A 19,096-nucleotide genomic window follows, 5' to 3' on the forward strand; every position below is an offset into this window, starting at 1 on the left:
TCGCTTCTAGGGTCGAGGGCATGACGACAGAAGAAGCCACCGCGTACGCGCCCGAGCAGCCCGCCCGGCTGGGCTGGGCCCAGCACGTCCCCGAGGTCTACAAGGCGATGGTCCGCCTCGACGCGGCAGCCCGGCAGGGCCTCGACCCGAAGCTGCTGGAGCTGGTGAAGATCCGCGCCTCGCAGCTCAACCACTGCGCGTTCTGCCTGGACATGCACACCAAGGACGCCCTCGCGGCCGGTGAGAGCGTGCAGCGGATCATCCAGCTCGGTGCGTGGGAGGAGTCGAAGCACTTCTACACGGAGAAGGAGCTCGCCGCCCTGGAACTGACCGAGGCGGTCACTGTGCTGACCGACGGCTTCGTCACGGACGAGGTGTACGACCACGCGGCCAAGCACTTCGAGGAGCCCGAGCTGGCGCAGCTGATCGCCGCGATCACGGTGATCAATGCCTGGAACCGGTTCGCCGTGACGTGCCGCATGGTCCCGGGGCACTACGAGGCGGGGCAGCACCGGTGAGCAAGGTGGACGTCTTCCGCGCCCTGCACCGGAGGCGCGAGCCCGGTGACCCGCTGGTCCTGCCCGGCCCCTGGGACGCGGTCAGCGCCCGGGTGTTCGTGAAGGCCGGGTTCCCGGCGCTCGCGACGCCCAGCGCGGGGATCGCGGCCTCCCTCGGGTATGAGGACGGGTCCACGCCGGCCGACGAGATGTTCGCCGCGGTGGCGCGCATCTCCCGGGCGGTCGATGTGCCCGTGTCGGCCGACGTCGAGGACGGGTACGGGCTGGCGCCGAGGGAACTGGTGGAGCGGCTGCTGGCAGCGGGGGCCGTGGGCTGCAACCTGGAGGACTCCAGCGGGGGCGTCCTCAAGGACCCGCACGAGCACGCGGAGTGGCTGGCCGAGGTGCGGTACGCGGCGGGCGACCGGCTCTTCGTCAACGCCCGCGTCGACACCTTCTCCCACGGGGACGGTGACCCCGAACGGGCCATCGAGCGGGCCGCGTTGTACGTCGCCGCCGGCGCCGACTGCATCTATCCGATCGGCGCCCCGGCGGACGTACTCCCACTCCTGCGGTCCGGCATCCAGGGGCCGATCAATGTGTACGGCAAGCTGGACGGCGGCCCCAAGCCCGCCGAGCTCGGTGAACTCGGGGCCACGCGCGTCACGTTCGGGCCAGGGCTGCTGCGCTGGGCGGCGCTGGCGCTGGAGGGGATGACCGGGGAGCTGAGGAAGCGGATGTGATCACGACAGCCACGCCTTCCACGTCGACGCGTGGCTGTCCACCCACTTCTTCGCCGCCTGCTCGGGGGTGAGCTTCTGGTCGGCGATCAGCAGGGAGACCTCGTTCTGGTCCTCGGTCGTCCACCTGAACTTCTTCAGGAAGGCGGCCGCCTTGCCGCCCTTCTTCGCGAAGTCCGCGTTGAGGTACTTCTGCAGCGGGGTGTGCGGATAGGCGCAGGCGACTTTCGCCGCGTCCGCGTCACAGCCCTCCTTGTACGCCGGCAGCTTCACCTCGGTCATCGGGACCTTCTTGAACAGCCACTGCGGCGCGTACCAGTACGTCAGGAAGGGCTTCTTCTCCTTGGCGAACTGCTTCATCTGCGTGATCTGCGCCGCCTCGGAACCGGCGAACACCACCTGGTAGTCCAGCTTCAGGTTGCTCACCAGCGCCTTGTCGTTGGTGACGTAGGACGGTGAGCCGTCCATCAGCTGGCCCTTGCCGCCGCTCTCCGCGGTGCGGAACAGCGACGAGTACTTGTTGAGGTTCTTCCAGTTCGTGATGTCGGGGTGCTGCTTGACCAGGTACGTCGGCACGTACCAGCCGATGTGGCCGGTCACTCCGAGGCCGCCGCCCCGCGCGATCGTCTTCTTGTCGTCGACGTAGCGCTTCTCCTGGTCGGGGTGGCCCCAGTCCTCCATGATCGCGTCGACGCGGCCCTGGCTGAGCGCGTCCCAGGCGGGGACCTCGTCGACCTGGACGGTGTCCACGCGGTAGCCGAGCTTGTGCTCCAGCAGGTACTGGGCGACGGCGACGTTGGACTGCGCACCCACCCAGGACTGGACCGAGAGGGTCACGGTCTTGGCGCCCTGCGCATTGGCGAACGGCGATGCCTGCTTGGTCATGTCGGCGGCACCGCAGCCGGTGAGCAGCACCAGGGAGCCCACCACGGCGGTCGTACTCACACTCATACGAATGCGCATGTCACGCTCCCTTCTTCGTGCGCCGTTGGATCGGCTGGGTCACCCGGTCGAGCATCAGGCCGAGGCAGACGATCGCGGCGCCCGCCACCAGGCCGGTCGCCAGGTCACCCTGTGCCAGGCCGAAGACGGTGTCGTAGCCGAGAGCGCCTCCGCCGACCAGGCCGCCGATGACGACTACGGCGAGGACGAGGACCACGCCCTGGTTGACGGCGAGCAGCAACGCCGGGCGGGCGAGCGGGAGTTGCACCTGGCGCAACTGCTGGGCGGGGGTCGCGCCGAGCGAGCGGGCCGACTCCAGGGCGGCCGGGTCGACCTGGCGCAGGCCCTGCGTGGTGATGCGGACGATGGCGGGCAGCGCGTAGACGACGGCGGCCGCCGCGGCGGGCGCACGGCCCACGCCGAACAGCGCGACCACCGGGATCAGGTACACGAACTGCGGCATCGTCTGGAAGACGTCCAGGACGGGGCGCAGGGCCCGTTCGAAACGGTCGCTGCGGGCCGCCGCGATGCCGGTCGCGAAGCCCAGCACCAGGGTGACGGCGACGGCCGCCAGCACCTGGGAGAGCGTGTCGAGCGCCGGCGTCCAGACGCCGAGCACACCGACCGCGGCCATGGCGAGGACCGCGGTGAGCGCGGTGCGCCAGGTGCCGATCAGCCAGGCCAGGGCGGCGACCACGAGCAGCACCGACCACCAGGGCAGCCCCTGCAGGCCGCTGCGGACCGGGTTCAGCACCCAGGTCGTGAAGTGGCCCGCCCAGTCGGCGGTGCCGCCCACGACAGGCACGCCCGAGTAGAGGTGGGCGGTCATCCAGTCGACGGCGCGGTTGACCGGTTCGGCGATGTTCAGCGTCCAGGCGTCGGGCCAGCCGAGGCCTCCGGCCAGGCGTCCGGCCAGCGCGACGGCCACGGCGGCGACGGCAGCGTAGAGCCAGGGGCGCAGGCTGCCGGGTTCCTCGCCGGCGTGCTCGCCCGCCGCGCCGGTGATCCGGTCCAGTACGACGGCCAGCAGCACGATCGGGATACCGGCCGCGAGCGCCGCGCCCACGTCGACGGAGGCCAGCGCCTGGTAGACGCGGTCACCGAGGCCGGCGGCGCCGATGACGGAGGCGATGACGGCCATCGACAGCGCCATCATGATCGTCTGGTTGAGGCCCAGGAGGAGCTCCTTGCGGGCCAGGGGGATGCGGGCGGTCAGCAGCCGCTGGGGCGCGGTGGCGCCGAGCGACTCGACCGCCTCCAGGACCTCCTTGTCGGCGCCGCGCAGCCCGAGCGCGGTGAGCCGGGCCATGGGCGGGGCGGCGTAGACGACGGTGGCGAGGACGGCCGCGGGGACGCCCATGCCGAAGACCAGCACGACGGGCAGCAGATACGCGTAGGCAGGCATCACCTGCATGGTGTCCAGGACCGGGCGCAGGGCGCGGTCGAGGCGGTCGGAGAGACCGGCGGCGAGGCCGAGCACCACTCCGACGACGACCGACGCGAGCACGGCGACCACCATGAGCGCGAGCGTCTGCATGGTCGGCACCCACATGCCGAGCAGGCCGCAGGCCAGGAAGGCCGCCGCCGTGCCCAGGGCGAGCCGGACTCCGGCGACGCGCCAGGCGACGAGGGCCCCGAGGGCCGTGACGCCGGGCCAGCCCGCGGCGAGGAGGACCAGATACACGGCGCGTACGGAGATCACGACGGCGTTGCTGATGTAGCCGAAGCCGTAGAGGAACAGGGGGTGGCTGTCCCGGTTGTCGATGATCCAGTTGCTGGCGGTGGTGAGGGGGTTGGTCAGGTCGACGGTTAGGGCTTCGGGCCAACTTCCGCTTGCCCAGCGGGCGTTGGCCAGAGGGACGAGGATCGCTGCCGCCAGGGCGAGGAGCAGGAGCTTCTGGACCGCGCGGTGTTTGAGAGCGGCTGGGAGTGCGAGGCGAGGGGCGTTTGCGGTGACCGTTGCCATTAGACGGCCTCCGTGTTGGTGCTGGGGGGCGGCGGGGTCGCTGGACCGCGCTGAGCGGGTGCCGCTTTCTGTGGGACGGGTGCCGCCCCAGCGGCACGACTGCCCGCAGCTACGCCAGCTACGACGCCGAGCAGGGTGTCCGCGTCCACGACGCCCAGACAGCGGCCTTCCTCCACAACACAGGCCGTCTCCCCGCTCGCGGCCACGACCTTGATCGCGTCGGCGACGAGCTCGCCGGGCGCGAGAGCCCCGGGATGCTTCGTGCCGCCGCACTCCCCGGCCCGCATGGCCGTACGCACCGTCATCACCTGCTCGCGGGAGACGTCCCGTACGAACTCGCGGACGTAGTCGTCGGCCGGGCTGCCCACGATCTCCTCCGGGGTGCCCAGCTGGACGACCCGGCCGTCGCGCATCAGGGCGATGCGGTCGCCGAGCTTCAGGGCCTCACTCAGGTCGTGGGTGATGAAGACCATCGTGCGGCCCTCCTCGCGGTGCAGGCGGACCACCTCCTCCTGCATGTCCCGCCGGATCAGCGGGTCGAGCGCGCTGAACGGCTCGTCGAAGAGCAGGACCTCGGGGTCGACGGCCAGGGCGCGGGCGAGACCCACGCGCTGCCGCTGACCACCGGACAGCTGGCTCGGTCGGCGCTGCTCCATGCCCTCCAGGCCGACCTTGGCGACGACCTCCTGGGCGCGCGCCCGCCGTTCGGACTTGCTCACGCCCTGGATCTCGAGGCCGTACGCCACGTTGTCGAGGACCGTGCGGTGCGGCAGGAGACCGAAGTGCTGGAAGACCATCGCGGCGCGGTGGCGGCGCAGTTCGCGCAGGCGGGACTTGTCCATGGCGCGGACGTCCTCGCCGTCGATGGCGATCGTGCCGGCCGTCGGCTCGATCAGCCGGGTCAGACAGCGCACGAGCGTGGACTTGCCGGAGCCGGACAAGCCCATCACCACGAACACCTCGCCCTTGCGTACGTCGAAGGAGACGTCACGGACGGCGGCGGTGCAGCCCGTACGGGAGCGGAGTTCGGCGGGTTCCAGCGAGGTCAGTTCTGGATCGGCGGGGATGCGCTCGGCCTTCGGGCCGAACACCTTCCACAGTCCCTCAACAGAAAAGACCGGCGTATTCATCGCGTTCATCACGCACCACTTCCGATCAGGTCTACGGCTTTCTCCCCGACCATCAGCACTCCGATCATCGGGTTCACGGCGGTCATGGTCGGGAACACGGAGGCGTCCGCGATACGGATGCCGTCCAGACCGCGGATCCTCAACTGCGGGTCGACGACAGCCAGTTCGTCGTCGCTCGCCCCCATACGGCAGGTCCCCGCCGGGTGGTACACGGTGTGCGCGACCTTGCGGGCGTACTCGCTCAGCTCCTCGTCGCCCGTGATGTGCGGGCCAGGGGCCACCTCGCGCTTGAGCCAGCTCGCCAGCGGCTCGGTCTGCGCGATCTCGCGGGCGATGCGGATGCCGTCGACCAGGGTGCGGCCGTCGTAGTCGTCCTCGTCCGTGAAGTAGCGGAAGTCGAGGGCCGGCTTGACCGACGGGTCGGCGCTGGTGAGGTACAGCCGGCCGCGGCTCTTCGGCTTCGGGATGTTGGGCGTCATCGATACGCCGTACGCCGGGCGTTCGTAGCCGAGCCGCTCCGGGTTGTCGGTGAACGGCACCTGGTAGAAGTGGAACATCAGGTCCGGGCCCTGGTGTTCGGGGTCGCGCCGGACGAACAGCCCGGCGTCGCTGTCCATCGCGGAGTTCTCCGGGAGCGGGCCGTGGGTCTCCCAGACGATCACCGACTCGGGGTGGTCGAGCAGGTTCTCGCCGACACCCGGCAGGTCGAGCACCACGGGTATGCCGAGCGCCTCCAGGTCCTTGCGGGCGCCGATGCCCGAGTGCAGCAGCAGGCGCGGGGAGTCGACGGCACCGGCGCAGAGCAGGACCTCGCTGCGGGCCCGTACGAGCATCTCCTCGCCGTCCTTGGTGCGGACGTGCACGCCCTCCGCCCGGGTGCCGTTCAGCTCCAGCTTGTACGCCCAGGTCTCGAGGAGGATCGTCAGGTTCTCGCGCTCGTCCATGACCGGGTGCAGATACGCCACCGACGCCGACGAGCGCTTGTTGTTCTCGGGGTGGTAGGCGAGGTCGAAGAAGCCGACGCCCTCGGTGAACGGGGAGCGGTTGAAGCCCTCGATCCGGGGGACGCCGACCGCGTGCTGCGCGGCGTCGACGAAGTCGTGGGCGATGTCGTTCCGGTCCTTCTCGTCGACCGGGACGATGTTGTTCAGCAGCCGGGCGTAGTACGCCTCCATCGGCACCGCGCCCCAGCCCTTGGCGCCGGCCTCCTCCCACTCGTCCCAGTCGGACGGCAGCGGCTTGAAGGCGATGAGCGTGTTGTGCGAGGAGCAGCCGCCGAGGACCCGGGCGCGGCTGTGCCGGATGTGCGAGTTGCCGCGGGGCTGCTCGGTGGTGGGGTAGTCGTAGTCCAGCTCGCCGCCGAGGAGGCCCATCCAGCGGCGCAGCGTCAGCACGTCCTCACGGCCGACGTCGCTCGGGCCGCCCTCGATGACGGCGACGGTGACGTCCGGGTTCTCGGTGAGGCGGGAGGCGATGACGGAGCCTGCGGTGCCGCCGCCGATGACGACGTAGTCGTAGATCTGGGTGTTCTCGGACATGGGGGTGGTAACTCCAGGGGGATCGAACGCGCCCCAAAGGGGCGCGGGGAACTGCGCGACCAGCCACAACGGGCCTGCCAGACGACCGACGGTCCGTCCGCGGCACACAGCGGCGCGCAGCGCGTCTCAGCCGTTGAACCAGCGCACGGGCTTGGGCGCGAGGTTCTGGTAGACGTGCTTGGTCTCGCGGTACTCGGCAAGACCGGCGGGGCCGAGCTCGCGGCCCACCCCGCTCTTGCCGAAGCCGCCCCACTCCGCCTGCGGAAGGTAGGGGTGGAAGTCGTTGATCCAGACGGTGCCGTGGCGCAGCCGGCCCGCGACCCTGCGGGCCCGGCCCGCGTCGGCGGTCCAGACGGCGCCCGCGAGTCCGTACTCGGTGTCGTTGGCGAGGGCGACGGCCTCGTCCTCGGTGCGGAAGGTCTCCACCGTCAGCACCGGTCCGAAGACCTCTTCGCGTACGACGCGCATCTCGCGGTGGCACTGGTCGAGGACGGTCGGCTCGTAGAAGTAGCCGCCCTCGGGGCGTTCCGGCGACGGCTCGGGGCGCTTGCCGCCGGACCGCAGCACCGCGCCCTCCGCGAGCGCGGAGGCGACGTACGACTCGACCTTGGCGCGCTGCTGCGCGGAGACGAGGGGGCCGCACTCGACGCCCTCCTCGGTGCCGCGGCCCAGGCGGATCCGGCCGGCCCGGCGGGCGAGTTCGGCGACGAAGCGCTCCCGTACGGACTCCTCGATGATCAGGCGGGAGCCGGCCGAGCAGACCTGGCCGCTGTGGATGAAGCCCGCGTTGAGGGCCTGGTCGACGGCCGTGTCGAAATCCTCGTCCGTCGCGCAGGCGTCGGCGAAGACGACGTTGGGGTTCTTGCCGCCGAGTTCCAGGGCGACCTTCTTGACGCTCGGGGCGGCGGCCTGCGCGACCTTGGTGCCGCTGACCAGGCCGCCGGTGAAGGAGACCAGGTCGACGTCCGGGTGCTCGGCGAGCCGGGCGCCGACCGAGTGGCCGGGGCCGGTGACGATGCCCGCGACACCGGTGGGGAGCCCGGCCTCGGAGAGCAGGTCGATGAGCGCGATGGTGGTGAGCGGGGTGATCTCGCTCGGCTTGATCACGAAGGTGTTGCCCGCTGCGAGCGCGGGGGCGATCTTCCAACTGGCCTGGAGGAGTGGGTAGTTCCAGGGGGTGATCAGCGCGCAGACACCGACCGGTTCGTGTACGACGACGCTGTGGATGTCGGGCGAGCCCGCGTCGACGACCCGGCCCGGGGCCTCACCGGCCACCAGGTCGGCGAAGTAGCGGAAGGCGTCGGCGACGCAGTCGATGTCGATCCGGCCCTCTTCGGCGGTCTTGCCGGCGTCACGGCTCTCCAGCAGCCCGAGCCGCTCGCGGTCGCGCACCAGGAGGTCGGCGACGCGGCGCAGCAGCGCAGCGCGCTCGGCCACGGGGGTGCGCGGCCAGTCGCCGTGGTCGAAGGCGTGCCGGGCGGCCGCGACCGCCAGGTCCGTGTCCTTCTCGTCACCCTCCGCAACCAGAGCGAAGCCCTGGCCGTCCGCGGGGTCGATGATCTCGCGCGTGGCACCGGAGACGGCTTCTCGCCACTCCCCTGCCACGTGGATGGTCGCCTGCGCGTCCAGCCCCTGGGTTTCCGCTCTCTCCGCCATGATCCGTACTGCCTTCCGTTCCTGTTCGGTGCCCCTGAGTGACACATGTGTCCCTCACGAGGACCGTGAGCGCCTGCCCCCCGCCTCCGGTTGCATGCGCAATCCATGGACGAAAGTGCGCTGCATCACTGAACATGCGGGCAAACAGGACGAAACGTAGGCGGATGCTGAGCCGAGGGGTGGTGCGCACCACAGAGGCGCCGTCAGTCGGTCCCCGGGTCCGCGTCACACGTCGTGTAGGGCGGGCAGAACCAGCCCAGCGCCGTGGTGAGGTAGGCCAGCTCGTCGTCGCGGCCGTCGGAGTCGGGGCCGTACGAGGCGATGGCGTAGATGTTGCCGTCCGCTGCGACGAAGCGCTCGTCGTAGACGTGCCAGGTGCCGACGTCGGGCTCGCCGTTGATGCTGTCGGCCAGGTACTCCAGCCGTGAGCCGGTGAACTCGCCGTCGTCGAGCTTCTGCAGATCGAGCTTCTTGAAACCGGCGGGCTTGCGGGTCTGGTCGGACAGATACAGCTTGAAGGAGGCCTCGGGTGACGCCTCCGACACCTGGTACACCTGCAGCCGGTGTTCCCGGTCGGCGCTGCGGTAGCTGACCACGGCCATCCCGTACTGCGAAGCGACGCTGCTGCGCGACCACCCTTCCGGTATCGCGACCCGGAACCCCTCCGTGTCATTGCGCAGCTCGTAGCCCGCGGGCGGTGCGGAGGCCGAGGGGGAGGGCGATCCCGTGTCGCCGGCGAACGGCGACTGCGAGACGTCAGGCGACGCCGAGGCCGTGGAGGGCGTGGAAGGCGTGGCGGAACTCGCCGCCACGGGCTTCTTCCCCGACCCGTCGTCCTTCCCGACCACCATGGTCAGTACGAGGCTCACGGCGACCCCGACCACGGCGGCACCGACGACCACGGACCAGACGAGCCGCCGGTTGAGCCCTCCGGCGGGGGCGGGCGGGGAGAGCGGCTCGACGGGCGGCCAGGAAGCCCCACTGGACCACTCCGGCACGGTGCCCTCGGCCCCCGGACCGTGCCAGGCGCTCTCCGCAGCGCCACCGGGCCAGCCCTGCGCCCCCGCGGTGGGAGTCTGCGCCCCCACGGTGGGAGTCGACGTCGGAGGCGCGGGGTAGGCCGGGCCGGCGGTGGGCGGATCAGCGACCGGCGCCCCCTCCACCGGCGGCGGCAGCGTCGGCTCGGCCGCCGGGCTGCCGCCCGTGCCGTCCTCCCAGCGCTGGGTGTCCTCGTTCCAGTACCGCTGTCCCCCGCTCATCGCGTCCCTCTCACCGCCCCAGCAGGCCGGCCACGGCGCCGGCGGAGGAGAGGAAGGTGACCAGGGCCTGGGAGTCGGCGAGCAGTTCGCGCAGGCGCTGGCGGCGCGTCGGCCCCGCCTGTCCGGTGCTGGTGATCTCGCTCTCCGTCTCGGCGAGCGCCGCGCCCAGCGCGACCGTCTGCTCGCTGCTGTTCACCCGCCCCAGGTCGTCCCTCAACTGCCGTATGGCTTCGAGGAGTTGCTGGGTGGCCTCGTCCGGCTGCGCTCCCGAGCCGTGGTGCACATGGCTCTCGGCGTGTGCGTTGTTGCCGACGGCGACGTTGTTGTTGCTGCCGGAGATGTCGCCGATGTTGAAGCTCGGCTCTTCACTGGCCATTGCTGTCGGCTCCCTTCTGCGGCGCGGTGCCGCCCGAGGCATTGGAGGACGAGGCGGAGTTCTGCATACCGGCAGCGACGTTGTTGTTGCTGCCCGAGATGTTGCCGATGTGCACGTCGCCGTTGCTTATGTTCACGACCTTCTGCATGAACTCCCCGGTCTCGTAACCGGCTTCGGCGAGCGCCGCCCGCACCCCGTTGGCGACACGGTCCTGCACGCTCTTCAGATAGCGCGCCACGTCCATCTCCTGGAAGAGCGAACCGGCGGCCACCGAGCCCAGTTCGCGCACCGACAGCGCCGGCCCGTCGGGCAGCGCGCCCGCATACCCGCCGGTCAGCAGCCGCCACACGTACACCAGGCCGCGGCCGAGCTGGGCGACCGAGCGCCCCGCCGACGCGGGCACCAGGACGACGGCCCCGGCCGCCTTGCCGAGCACGTTGTTGTTGCGGAACCGGTGCGCCGTACGGTCGGCGTCCTTGAAGTCCGCTCGCACCGGCGTCAGCACATGCGGCGCTATCTCCAGCATCAGCATCCGGCCCTGTGTGTGGATGCGCACGAAGACCGTGACGACCAGTTCCTCCTCCCAGCCGCCGACGCGGATGCGCAGGAAGTGCCGCCGCTTCTCGGCGCCCTCCTCGACCGCCCGCGTCCGGTGGTCCTCGAAGGCCTGCGGGGTGTACGGCGCCTGGTCCCGGTGGAGCAGCCCCTCGACCGGCAGGAACACGCACTCGTCGATCTCCAGCCAGCGCAGGCGGTCGCGGACGCCGGGGCTCGCGTACTCGGCCGGGACGCGCAGCTGTTCGAGCAGCGGGCGGACCTCCTCGAGGACCGTGCGGTTGCTGAGCGGCCGCTGCTTCTTCAGCTCGTCCGGCCGCAGTTCGACGGCCAGCACCCAGGTGTCGTACGCCGCTCCGGCCCCGCAGAACGGACGCGCCTCGTGGTACATGACCAGCGGCGCGTGCTGCTCGACCCGGATGCGCTGCTTCAGCCGCTGGAAGCGGGGGTTCTCGGCCTGCTCGGCGGGGTCGCCGGCGGCGTCCGGGAAGCGCTGCGGGGAGAGCTCGGCGGCCAGCGCGCGGCTGAACTGGTGGCGCTGGGTGTGCACGCACCACGCGATCAGCGCGAACACGGCGAGCGCGAACCAGGCCTGCCACGGCTTGATCGCATCGCTGATGCTGCTCGGCGAGAACACGTCACTGAAGCTGGGCGAGTCCGAATAGCCGTAGTCGTACGAGGAGTTGTAAGAGCCGTACGACGAGCCCTCGTCCGAGCCCGAGCCGAACGCCGCGAGGACGGTGAAGACCATCATCGTGGCGAAGAACGCACGGCCCCACCAGCGGACGAGGAACGCGGCGATCCGGCGGTACAGGGGCGGCTGTTCGGCGCCGCCCCTGATCCAGGGGGCGAGGGCGAGCGCCACGCTGGGCAGCAGGAACAGGAGCAGCAGCCCGCCGCTGAGCGCGGTGCCGACCACCCACAGGCCGATGATCGCGCCGGCCCACAGCAGCTCCTGGCGGCGGGCGCGCAGCGCGTGGGCGAGAACGCGGGCGGCGTCGAAGCCGAGCGAGGGCGCCACGATGCGCTGCTCGTTGAGATGCAGTTCCTCGATGACGCGGTCGCGGTAACCGGAGTCCAGATAGGTTCCCGCGCACAGCAGCCGGGTGGCCTCGCTGGCGTGCGGCGGAGTGGGCGGTGCTGCAGGTGGCGCGGTGCTCACGCGAATCCCCCGATGCGTGGAAAAGCCGTTGTCAGACGTTCAGTTGACAAACCATCAGCATAGAGGGGCTGGTGGGAGCGGGGAAGCGGAATACCAAGGTGTGGAATCCAAGGTATGGACCCCCGCCGATTCTTTGACTAAAGTCAAAGAATTATGGAGCCAGGGCATACGGAGCCGGTGTCGACGGAGCAGGTGGCGGCCCTCCGTCGCTTCAACCGTTACTTCACGCGCCGTATCGGGGCGCTCGACGACCACTACCTCGGCCAGGACCGCCCGCTCGGCGAGGCCCGGCTGCTGTTCGAGATCGCCGGGCAACCGGGCGGGGTCTCGCTGCGGGAACTCAGGAGCCGCCTCGGGCTCGACGCCGGCTACCTGAGCCGGATGGCCAAGGCGCTCCAGGCGCAGGGCCTGGTCCGGCTCAGCGTCCACCCGGACGACAACCGGCTGCGCATGATCGAGCCGACGCCCGCCGGGCGCGTCGAGGTCAAGGAACAGAACCGCCGGGCAAACGCCCTGGCGGCAGGCCTGCTGGACACCCTCGCCCCCGCCCAGCGCGCCCAGCTGATCGAGGCGATGACCACCTCGCAGCGCCTGCTGCGCCTGGCCGCCATCACCGTCGAGCTGGTCGACGGCGCCGCCCCGGACGCCCGCGCCTGCCTGGACGCATACGCCGCCGACATCGACGCACGCTTCCCCGAGGGCTTCGACAAGTCGGACCTGGTGGGACCGGAGGAGGTGTCCGGGGACGCGGGTGCGTTCTTCGTCGCGTACGAGGAGGGCCGCCCGGTGGGCTGCGGCGCACTGCGTCGCCTCGAACCCGGCGTGGGCGAGATCCGGCACGTGTGGGTACACCCGGAGGCCCGGCGCCTCGGCCTCGCCCGCCGGATCCTCGCCGCACTGGAGCAGGCGGCGGCCGAGCGCGGCTGCACGGTCGTACGACTCGACACACACGCGACCCTCACCGAGGCCCAGGCGATGTACAGGGCGAGCGGCTACACGGAGATCCCGTCGTACGTCGACCACATCTACGCCGCCCACTGGTTCGAAAAACGGCTGGACACCGCCCTCTGAGGGGGCGCGGGGCTGTATCCACAAGCGGCTCCGCCGCGGGGCGCGACCAGCCACAACGGCGCCGCAGCCGACAAACAACGCTAGGCACCCCCAGGCCACTCAGCCAAAACCTCCCGCACAGTCCGCCGCAGCCACGCATGTGCCGGGTCCGCGTCATGCCGTGGGTGCCAGGCCAACCCCAACTGCAGCGGCGGGAGTTGCAGCGGCACGTCGAAGGTGACCAGGTCCAGGGCCGCCGCCAGCGGCAGGGCCCACGAGCTGATCAGTCCGACGAGGTCGGTGTCCCGGACGATGAACAGCGAGGCGGGGAAGGTGCCGACCGCCCCCACCACCCGCCGTTTCAGGCCGAGTTCGGCGAGGGCCGTGTCGACGGGCCCGTGCAGCTTGCCCCGTCGCGACACGATCAGATGATCGGCCTCCGAGGCGAACCGCTCCGCCGTCAACTCACCCTCCAGCAGCGGATGTCCGGCCCGTACGACGCCCATCATCCGGTCCTCGTGCAGGGTCTCCACATGCACCTCGGGCGCCGTCGTGTCCACGACCCCGACCTCCAGATCGGCGGTCCCCTCGCGCAGGAACGGCGCGTCCACATGGCTCTCGGCCAGGAACCGGACGCGGATGCCGGGCGCCTCCTCTGCGGCGCGGGCGAACAGGGCGGCACCGCAGGCGGCGGCGATGGCGTCGTGGCCGATGATCGTGAGGGTGCGGCGCACGGTCCTGAGGTCCGCGTCCCGGCCGGGCGCGAACAACGCCCGCGCCCGCTCCACCACGGCACTCACCTCGGCCTGCACGGCCAGCGCGTGCGGCGTCGGCACCATCTGCCGCCCGGCCCGCACGAGTACCGGATCGCCGAGCGCCTTGCGGATCCGGCCGAGGGTGCGGGACATCGCCGGTTCGGAGAGATGGAGCCGGCGGGCGGCGCCGCCCACGCTCTGCTCATCCAGCAGCACATCCAGGGCGACCAGCAGATTCAGATCCAGACTGCTTGATTGCGTCACGCGCATCGATCCCTTGCAAAGGTTGCACTGGAGTGCAGGACACGACCGAGCCTACGGTGACAGGGCATCCCACACCACCCACCGAGCTCCCGAGGAGGAGCCATGCCCTCGCCTGCCCCGATATCGGCTTCGGTATCGGCCCCGATCCCGGCCCTGAAACGGTCCACGCTTCTCGCGGTGTGCGCCTGCGTCCTGGTCGCCCAGAGCATGGTCGCCGCCGTCAACCTCCTTGTCCCGCAGCTGAGTTCGTCTTCGCTGCACCCCTCGCACACCGAGATCCTGTGGACGGTGGACGCCTACGTCATCGTCTTCGCGTCCCTTCTGATCCCGGCCGGTGCGCTGGGCGACCGGTACGGCCGCAAGGGCGCCCTGCTGGCCGGTCTCGGCCTGTTCGCAGCGGGCGCGGCCACCAGCGCGCTCGCCCCGACCCCGGCCCTGCTCATCACCGGCCGCGGCATCTCGGGAGCCGGAGCCGCCCTGATCACACCCGCCACGATGTCGATCCTGATGCGTCTCGCCGGACCCGAGCACCGCGCCCGGGCCATGGCCTCCTGGACGCTGGCCATCGGCCTCGGCGGCATGGCGGGCAACCTCGGCGGCGGCCTGGCGGGCCAATTCCTCACCTGGCGCGCCCTGTTCGGCGCGATGGTCCCGCTGGCCGCGCTGCTCGCCGTCATCGTCGCGTTCACCACGCCGCGCACGGAACGAGCCGCCGGCAACCATCTCGACCCCCTGGGCACCGTGCTGCTCACGGCAGCCCTGGTCGCCCTCCTCTTCGGCATCATCGAGGGCCCGACGTACGGCTGGAGTTCCCCACGCATCCTGGCCGTCTTCGCGGCGGGCGCCCTCCTCACGGCCGCCTTCACCCTCCACGCCCTCCGCTCCCGCACCCCCCTCTTCGACCCCCGGGTCTTCAGCTCCCCCCGTCTGCGCGCCGCGTCCCTCGGCATGACCACCGGCTTCTTCGGCCTGTTCGCCCTCTTCTTCGTCAACTCGCAGTACCTGCAGGGCGTGAAGGGCTACGGCCCCGCCGTCACCGGCGTCGCGATCGTGCCGCTGATCGTCGGCATGGCGCTCGTCCCGAAGGCGGCGGCACGCTGGGCCTCGCACCCGCGCCCGGTCATCGGCACCGGTCTCGCGCTGATCGGCCTCGGCCTGCTCGGCGCGTCCACCGCGGACGCGGGCACGCCCTATCCGGCGTACGCCTGCTGGCTGCTGGTCATCTCGGCAGGCACCGGCCTGTGCATGCCCGCCCTCACGCTCGGCGTCGTCACGTCCCTCCCCGCCCACCAGGCGGGCCTCGGCTCCGGTCTCGGCACCTCCGCCCGCGAGATCGGCGCGGCCCTCGGCGTCGCCGTCACCGGCACGGTCCTCGCCGCCCACCCCGACCTCGCCCACGGCATGGGCCCGGCCCTGCGCACGGTCGCCCTGCTGGTCCTGGCGGCGACGGCAGCGGTCGTGGCCGGCTACCGCGAAAACGGCGCCCCCTCTCGCCCGGCGGCCTCGTCCGCCCGCACCAAACAGCCCGTCTCGTGACGGTCAGCGGCTACGAGCAGTCGGCCCCCGTCGGGCAGAAGGACCGCACCGCCATCGCCAGCGGCCCCCGTACCAGTTCGGGGTCCATGTTCTCGGGGCCGCTGGAGCGGATCGCGTACAGGGTGCCGTCGGCGGCGCGGAAGCGGTGGTCGATGACCTGGCGTGCGCCCTTGTCCTTGTCGACGTAGCGGTACGACAGTTCGGCCCAGATGTCGCCGCGGTCGCGGTCGAGGACCCGGTAGCCGGGCTGCTGCGAGAAGCCGTAACCGGGGTCGGTCTCCGCGAGGGTCAGGGACTCGTAGGGAGTGGACTCGGAGAGCTCGAAGATCTGCAACTGGCGGCCGTCGGCGGGGGCGTCGTAGTAGACGACGGGGGCCAACTTGCCCTGCTCCTGGCGGCGGGTCCAGCCCTGGGGGACGTCGACCCCGTAGCCGACGGGGTCCTGGGCGCGGCGGTAGCCGACCGAGGGCGACGAGGACGCCAGGAGCGAGGCGGACGCGGTGGGAGTGGGAGTCGGCGTCGGGCTCTGCGGCGGGGTCGTGGTGACCGCGGCACTCACGCTCGTCGCGGGTGTGGCCCCGGCGCCGGTGCCGGTGGAGTGGTCGCGGGTAAGGAACCAGGCGCCGGCTCCGGCGCCCGCGCCGAGAACGAGCGTGGCCGTAAGAGCGGCCAGGACGCGGCGGGCTCTCCGGCGTGGGTTCGCGGGCGGCGGCGGTGGCGGCCAGGTCGGCGGCAGGACGCCGCCCGTGTGGGTCGGCACCGAAGCCCAGGGCGGTGGTGCCTGGCCCGTCTGCGTCTCGGCCGACGACCACGGCGGCGGAGATGCCGGCTGCTGGGCGGCCCAGGCCGCCTGGCCTCTCTCCTCGCTCGGTTCACGCTCCGGTCCGGAACCGGAGCGGCCGTCGTCGTAACCGTCCCAACCACTCATGGCACGCCCCCCGAATCACCCCATTGGGTACCGCTTCTGACGGTAGCGGCGAAAACGGCCACGGGCCCCGTTCCGGAAGGAAACCGGAACGGGGCCCGTGCGGGGTCGTGACAGAACCGTAAAGCCGTATGGCTCAGTGGGCTCAGATGAGGCCGAGGCCGCGGACCGCCTCGCGCTCCTCCTCGAGCTCCTTCACGGAGGCGTCGATGCGGGCGCGCGAGAACTCGTTGATGTCCAGGCCCTGGACGATCTCGTACTGGCCGTCCTTGGTGGTGACCGGGAAGGAGGAGATCAGGCCCTCCGGGACGCCGTAGGAGCCGTCCGACGGGATGCCCATGGAGGTCCAGTCGCCGTCCGCCGTGCCGTTGACCCACGTGTACACGTGGTCGATGGCGGCGTTGGCGGCGGAGGCGGCCGAGGACGCGCCACGGGCCTCGATGATCGCCGCGCCGCGCTTGGCGACGGTCGGGATGAACTCCTCGGCCAGCCACTTCTCGTCGTTCACGGTCTCGGCGGCGTTCTTGCCGGCGACCGTGGCGTGGAAGATGTCCGGGTACTGGGTGGCGGAGTGGTTGCCCCAGATCGTCAGACGCTTGATGTCGGCGACCGTGGAGCCCGTCTTCTTCGCGAGCTGGGTCAGCGCCCGGTTGTGGTCGAGGCGGGTCATCGCGGTGAAGCGCTCGGCCGGTACGTCCGGGGCGGCGGCCTGCGCGATGAGCGCGTTCGTGTTGGCCGGGTTGCCGACGACCAGGACCTTGATGTCGTCCGCGGCATGGGCGTTGATGGCCTGGCCCTGCGGCTTGAAGATGCCGCCGTTGGCGGAGAGCAGGTCGCCGCGCTCCATGCCCTTGGTGCGCGGGCGGGCGCCCACGAGGAGGGCGACGTTGGCGCCGTCGAAGGCGACGTTCGGGTCGTCGGTGATGTCGATGCCCTGGAGCAGCGGGAACGCGGAGTCGTCCAGCTCCATGGCCGTGCCCTCGGCGGCCTTCAGCGCGGGGGTGATCTCCAGCAGGCGCAGCTTGACCGGCACGTCCGCGCCGAGCAGCTGGCCGGAGGCGATGCGGAAGAGCAGGGCGTAACCGATCTGGCCGGCCGCGCCGGTGACGGTGACGTTCACGGGAGTGCGGGTCATGGCGTTCTCCGTATGACAGCTGGCGGTGGGCGTCCTTGCCCTGGGGTGCGGACGTACAAATGATCGATCTCTTGGTATCAAGAGATCCACCGGTCAGGCTATCGCGCCTCCGGGATCCCGGATGCGCGGGTCCGTGTGGCCCGTCCCACAGAGTGAACCGGCGACTCAACCGGCTCAGAAGAAATGCGGGACGGGAGGAATAGTCGTCCCCATCCCGGGCACGCGAACCGTACCCCCACGGGAGTCCGGCACGGTCGGTCCCCCCACGGCGGCCGCCTCAGTCCCCCCTCTCCCGGACGGGCGGCCGCCCCTTTTTCTCCCTACTTCGTGCACCCCTTCTGCCCCGACGCCAGCGTCGCGCACGCCGTGGCCTCGCCCGCGTCCTTGACCGCGACCATCGGGGTGTAGGCGATGTTGTCGCCGGTGGCGGTGATGCTGTCGCTCTCCTTGGCCTTGCCGGCGGTCACCTGCACGGAATCCCCCTGGGTGGCCTGGGTGATACGACCCCACGCGGCACCGCACGTCTTGCTGTACCGCACCTCGACCGTGGTCGTGCCGACGACGGCGGTCTTGGCGGTGGTGACCGAGGCGGCGTCCTTGGTGCAGCCCATGGCCTCCGCGTCCTTGCCGGTGCAGGAGGCGCCGCTGCACTTCACGCCGGCCGGCAGGTCGGTCCGGGCGCTGACGGACGGGGACGGCGAGGCGCCGCCCTCGTTCTTCTTGCCTCCGCCGTTGTCGGTCAGGTAGAACACGGCCGCTATGACGACCAGCACGCCGACGAGACCCGCGAGGAACATCGTCAGCTTCCGCCTGCCGCCGCCGGAGGAGGAGCCCCCACTCGGCCGCGGGCCCTGCGGCGGCTCGCCGAACGGGCTCGGCGTCCCCGGCGTCCAGCCGTGACCGTCGGCCGCCGGTTCCGGCGCCGCGGCTCCGGGAGTACGCGCACCGGTCTGCGACGGACCCTTGTACCCGGCCACCCCCCACGAGTTGGCGCCGGAGGAGCTCTCCGGCGCACCCGCGGAGGGTGATCCGCCGCTCTCCCGCACCGCCCCCGCCGAGTCCCGCACCTCCGGGCTCACCGGCTGCGGCGGCACCGTCGGTGCCACTCCCGCAGGACCCGCGACTCCCGGCATCGCCGTCGCGCTGCCGGACCTGCGGGCCGTCGCGCTGCCCTTGCTGCTCGCCTTGCCGCTTCCCTTGGCATTGGCGGGAGGCGCCCCGAACTCACCGAGCGCGGCGCGCGCCTGGGAGATGCGGATGGCCTCCATGGTCATGTCGTGGCGCATCTCCGAACGGCTCCAGGCCCGTTCGGCGAGCTCCCACATGGTCGTCAGATGGATCGGGTTGGTACCCGTGACCTCGGCCAGCGCCACGATCGCACCCTTGGGCGCGAGCAGCCGGCCGTTCAGATACCGCTCCCAGGACGTCTTGCTGTAGCCCGTGCGGTCGGCCACCGACGCGATGCTCAGGCCACTGCGGTCCACGAGTCGGCGCAGCTGGCTCGCGAACTCCCTGACCTGCGGATCGAGTTCGTCCGGCAAGGCCCTCCAACGAGGCATTGCTTCCCCCCTCTTCCCCCCGGTTGTGCTGGTATTCCTCGCGTTTCCCCC

16 protein-coding genes are annotated in these 19,096 nt (G+C 71.3%); 4 read left to right on the plus strand and 12 right to left on the minus strand.

The features are described 5' to 3' along the window. Window positions 1-20: 20 nt before the first annotated feature. Entirely contained in the window at window positions 21-518 is a 498-nt protein-coding gene (locus ACFY10_RS17830; protein WP_390666055.1) for a carboxymuconolactone decarboxylase family protein, read from the plus strand. Next, the gene (locus tag ACFY10_RS17835; protein ID WP_390666056.1) at window positions 515-1,240 is read left to right on the plus strand and encodes an isocitrate lyase/phosphoenolpyruvate mutase family protein; all 726 of its coding nucleotides are present in this window, start codon (window positions 515-517) and stop codon (window positions 1,238-1,240) included. The genes ACFY10_RS17830 and ACFY10_RS17835 overlap by 4 nt, the downstream gene beginning before the upstream one ends. Here ACFY10_RS17835 and ACFY10_RS17840 read toward each other — a convergent pair whose 3' ends face one another. The 8 genes from ACFY10_RS17840 to ACFY10_RS17875 form a co-directional block, all read right to left on the minus strand. Then, a complete protein-coding gene (locus ACFY10_RS17840) occupies window positions 1,241-2,188 on the minus strand; it encodes an ABC transporter substrate-binding protein (protein WP_390666190.1) in 948 nt (315 codons plus the stop codon). A gap of 13 nt (window positions 2,189-2,201) precedes the next feature. Next, window positions 2,202-4,145 (minus strand): ABC transporter permease, encoded by a 1,944-nt coding sequence (locus tag ACFY10_RS17845; RefSeq protein WP_390666057.1) that lies wholly within the window; start codon window positions 4,143-4,145, stop codon window positions 2,202-2,204. Continuing rightward, window positions 4,145-5,275: a glycine betaine/L-proline ABC transporter ATP-binding protein gene (locus ACFY10_RS17850; RefSeq protein ID WP_390666191.1), complete on the minus strand. Its 1,131-nt coding sequence runs from the start codon at window positions 5,273-5,275 to the stop codon at window positions 4,145-4,147. The genes ACFY10_RS17845 and ACFY10_RS17850 overlap by 1 nt, the downstream gene beginning before the upstream one ends. 8 nt (window positions 5,276-5,283) lie before the next feature. Continuing rightward, window positions 5,284-6,813, minus strand: a complete 1,530-nt coding sequence (locus ACFY10_RS17855) for a GMC family oxidoreductase (RefSeq protein WP_390666058.1) — start codon at window positions 6,811-6,813, stop codon at window positions 5,284-5,286. Between the two features lie 126 nt (window positions 6,814-6,939). Continuing rightward, window positions 6,940-8,469, minus strand: coding sequence for an aldehyde dehydrogenase family protein (locus ACFY10_RS17860; protein WP_390666059.1), 1,530 nt, complete (start codon window positions 8,467-8,469; stop codon window positions 6,940-6,942). A 203-nt stretch (window positions 8,470-8,672) separates the two neighbouring features. Beyond that, a complete protein-coding gene (locus tag ACFY10_RS17865) occupies window positions 8,673-9,728 on the minus strand; it encodes a hypothetical protein (RefSeq protein WP_390666060.1) in 1,056 nt (351 codons plus the stop codon). A 10-nt stretch (window positions 9,729-9,738) separates the two neighbouring features. Beyond that, the gene (locus ACFY10_RS17870; protein ID WP_390666061.1) at window positions 9,739-10,104 is read right to left on the minus strand and encodes a hypothetical protein; all 366 of its coding nucleotides are present in this window, start codon (window positions 10,102-10,104) and stop codon (window positions 9,739-9,741) included. Beyond that, window positions 10,094-11,821: a hypothetical protein gene (locus ACFY10_RS17875; protein ID WP_390666062.1), complete on the minus strand. Its 1,728-nt coding sequence runs from the start codon at window positions 11,819-11,821 to the stop codon at window positions 10,094-10,096. Before ACFY10_RS17875 ends, ACFY10_RS17870 begins: the two co-directional genes overlap by 11 nt. A gap of 153 nt (window positions 11,822-11,974) precedes the next feature. Between ACFY10_RS17875 and ACFY10_RS17880 the strand changes: the two genes are divergently transcribed. After that, on the plus strand, window positions 11,975-12,892 hold the full coding sequence (locus ACFY10_RS17880; RefSeq protein ID WP_390666063.1) for a GNAT family N-acetyltransferase: 918 nt from the start codon (window positions 11,975-11,977) through the stop codon (window positions 12,890-12,892). A gap of 80 nt (window positions 12,893-12,972) precedes the next feature. On the opposite strand, the gene ACFY10_RS17885 is transcribed toward ACFY10_RS17880, so the two are convergent. Further along, window positions 12,973-13,896: a LysR family transcriptional regulator gene (locus ACFY10_RS17885; RefSeq protein ID WP_390666064.1), complete on the minus strand. Its 924-nt coding sequence runs from the start codon at window positions 13,894-13,896 to the stop codon at window positions 12,973-12,975. A gap of 96 nt (window positions 13,897-13,992) precedes the next feature. Between ACFY10_RS17885 and ACFY10_RS17890 the strand changes: the two genes are divergently transcribed. Next, entirely contained in the window at window positions 13,993-15,426 is a 1,434-nt protein-coding gene (locus ACFY10_RS17890) for an MFS transporter (RefSeq protein WP_390666065.1), read from the plus strand. Window positions 15,427-15,436: 10 nt separating this feature from the next. On the opposite strand, the gene ACFY10_RS17895 is transcribed toward ACFY10_RS17890, so the two are convergent. From ACFY10_RS17895 to ACFY10_RS17905, 3 genes are all read right to left on the minus strand, one after another. Beyond that, entirely contained in the window at window positions 15,437-16,354 is a 918-nt protein-coding gene (locus ACFY10_RS17895; protein ID WP_390666066.1) for a hypothetical protein, read from the minus strand. Window positions 16,355-16,496: 142 nt separating this feature from the next. Next, window positions 16,497-17,486, minus strand: a complete 990-nt coding sequence (locus tag ACFY10_RS17900) for a malate dehydrogenase (RefSeq protein ID WP_390666067.1) — start codon at window positions 17,484-17,486, stop codon at window positions 16,497-16,499. Between the two features lie 320 nt (window positions 17,487-17,806). Next, the gene (locus tag ACFY10_RS17905) at window positions 17,807-19,027 is read right to left on the minus strand and encodes a DUF2690 domain-containing protein (protein WP_390666068.1); all 1,221 of its coding nucleotides are present in this window, start codon (window positions 19,025-19,027) and stop codon (window positions 17,807-17,809) included. Between the last annotated feature and the right edge of the window lie 69 nt (window positions 19,028-19,096).

It is taken from the genome of Streptomyces sp. NPDC001401 (genome assembly GCF_042895385.1).
Taxonomy (GTDB): domain Bacteria; phylum Actinomycetota; class Actinomycetes; order Streptomycetales; family Streptomycetaceae; genus Streptomyces.